Consider the following 2,269-nt stretch of genomic DNA (forward strand, 5'->3'; position numbering starts at 1 on the left):
CGCACCGGACGCCGCAGGGCCGTCCTGCGGACGACGACGGGAGTTCGACGACACCCCCTAGGCCCGGGGGGCCTGGGCCTCGGCCGCTTCCCGGACCCGCAACGCGCGGGCGAGGTCGTCGAGTTGGTCGACGAGCTTGCGGCGCAGGGCGGGGATCGGGCCGGCGTCGCGCAGGCACTGCTCGCCGAGGGCCAGCGTCTCGGTGTCGACGGCGTGCGCGGGGAACGCCCAGCGGCCGGCGGCCTCGGCGATGGCGGGCCCACGCCGGGCGGCGACGGCGACGGCGTCGGCGTAGAAACGCGGCACGTACTCGCGGACGAGGTCGGCCTGTTCCGGCTGCCAGAAGCCCTGGGCGGTGGCGGTGAAGAGGTAGTTGGAGAGGTCGTCGCCGGTGAACATCGCTTCCCAGGCGCGCTGCTTGACCTCCGGGTCGGGCAGCGCGGCGCGGCAGCGGGCGGCGCCCTCCTGGCCGGTGGCGCTGGGGTCACGGTCCAGTTCGGCGGCGATGGCCGCTTCGTCGGTGTCGCCGAGGACGGCGAGCCGGCCGAGGATGCGCCAGCGCAGCTCGGGGTCGAGTTCGGGGCCGCCGGGGACGGTGCCGTCGGCGAGCCAGGCGGCGATGGCGTGAGAGTGGGCGGCGGTGTCGATGAAGTGCCGTACGGCGATCAGGCGCAGGCCGGGGTTATCGCCGTCCTCGGTGCGGCGCAGCAGGTCGCGGCAGAGGTCGGCGAGGGTGGCGAGGGCCTGCGGGCGGGCCTCGGGAGCCAGGTAGCGGTCGGCGATCTGCCCGGTCGCGAAGCCGAGGACGCCCTGGACGAGGGCGAGGTCGGTTTCGTGCGGGAGGTGGGCGCGGGCGGCCTCCAGGTAGGCGGCGGCCGGGAGTTCGCCGTCGCGGACGGCGTCCCGCAGCGCGTTCCACACCACCGCGCGGGAGAGCGGTTCGGGCAGCCCGGACAGGTGGGAGCGGACCGCCTCGAACGACTCGGGGTCGAAGCGGACCTTGGCGTAGGTGAGGTCGCCGTCGTTGGGCAGCAGCAGGGCGGGCCGCTTGCCGATGGGCTGCGGGGCGGTCTGCGGGACGTCGAGTTCCAGGCGTTCGCGCAGGGCGAGGCGGCCCTCGTCGGTGAGGTCCAGGTCGTACAGGCCGACGGCGATGCGGTGCGGGCGGCTGCCCGCGTGGCCGACGGTGAGAAGGCAGGTGCCGTCGGCGGCGGGGGTGACGCCCGGGGTGAGGGTGTCGACGCCGGTGGTGCGCAGCCAGGCGTCCGCCCAGGCGGGCACGTCGCGCTCGGTGGCGGAGGCGAGGGAGTCGATGAAGTCGGCGAGGGTGGCGTTGCCGAACCGGTGCCTGGCGAAGTGGGTGTTGATGCCGGCGAGGAAGTCCTTCTCGCCGAGCCAGGTGACGAGCTGGCGCAGCGCGGAGGCGCCCTTGGCGTAGGAGATGCCGTCGAAGTTGAGCAGCGCGGAGGCGGTGTCCTCGACGGCCTCGGGGGCGACGGGGTGGGTGGAGGGGCGCTGGTCGGCGTCGTAGCCCCAGGCCTTGCGGACGACGCCGAAGTCGGTCCAGGTGTCGGTGAAGCGGGTCGCCTCGATGAGGGTCTGGTAGCCCATGTACTCGGCGAAGGACTCGTTCAGCCAGATGTCGTCCCACCACTTGAGGGTGACGAGGTCGCCGAACCACATGTGGGCCATCTCGTGGGCGATGACCATCGCGCGGGTCTGCCGCTCGGTGTCGGTGACGGCGGAGCGGTAGACGAACTCGTCACGGAAGGTGACCAGTCCCGGGTTCTCCATCGCGCCCGCGTTGAACTCGGGGACGAAGGCCTGGTCGTAGGAGTCGAAGGGGTACGGCTCCTCGAACTTCTCGTGGTAGCGGTCGTAGCACTGCTGGGTGATCTCGAGGAGCTCCTCGGCGTCCGCGTCCAGGTAGGGGGCGAGGGAGCGGCGGCAGTGGATGCCGAAGGGCAGGCCGCGGTGCTCGGTGCGCACCGAGTGCCAGGGGCCGGCCGCGACGGCGACGAGGTAGGTGGAGATCAGCGGGGTCGGTGCCGCCGTCCACAGGCCGTCGGTGTGCTCGGTGATGCCGTTGGCGAGGACGGTCCAGCCCTCGGGCGCCCTCACCGACAGTTCGAAGACGGACTTGAGGTCGGGCTGGTCGAATGCGGCGAAGACGCGCTGGACGTCGTCCATGAACAGCTGGGTGTAGACGTAGGTCTCGCCGTCGGTGGGGTCGGTGAAGCGGTGCATGCCCTCGCCGGTGCGGGAGTAG

1 protein-coding gene is annotated in these 2,269 nt (G+C 72.8%); it reads right to left on the bottom strand.

The window, feature by feature from the left end:
- Nucleotides 1–57 precede the first annotated feature (57 nt).
- The coding region (gene pepN, locus CCN42_RS17215) for an aminopeptidase N (RefSeq protein ID WP_086736749.1) at nt 58–2,269 on the bottom strand (2,212 nt) is incomplete at its 5' end.

Source organism: Streptomyces glaucescens (assembly GCF_002154375.1).
Taxonomy (GTDB): Bacteria; Actinomycetota; Actinomycetes; order Streptomycetales; family Streptomycetaceae; genus Streptomyces; species Streptomyces glaucescens.